This window comes from Nonomuraea candida, from assembly GCF_000725485.1.
GTDB lineage: Bacteria > Actinomycetota > Actinomycetes > Streptosporangiales > Streptosporangiaceae > Nonomuraea > Nonomuraea candida.
This window is the reverse complement of sequence record NZ_JOAG01000214.1, coordinates 1-233: the sequence shown is the minus strand read 5'-3', so window position 1 is coordinate 233 and position 233 is coordinate 1. Positions and strand designations below refer to the sequence as shown.

The 233-nt window shown below is 71.7% G+C and carries 1 pseudogene; it reads right to left on the bottom strand.

Annotated features, from left to right (window positions below):
* Positions 1 to 197 (bottom strand): annotated as a pseudogene (locus IO39_RS56490) (ISAs1 family transposase); the annotation flags it as partial.
* Positions 198 to 233: the final 36 nt, after the last annotated feature.

Below are 233 nucleotides of genomic sequence, written 5' to 3'. Positions count from 1 at the left end.
TGCAGGGCGTCAGCGGTGATCACCACGCCGGTCAGGTCCAGCCCGGCCAGCAGCGGCGTGCATGCGGGGATTTCGTTGCTCTTGGCTGCGATCTGGCGTTGGGCCACGACGGTCTGGGTGTCGTGGCGGGTGGCGGCCAGCAGGTGGACCGTGGTGCCGTCGGCGGTGCGGCTGCCACGCAGCGTCTTACCGTCCACGGCCAGGCCGGACAGCGGAGCGCGGCTTGGGTACGG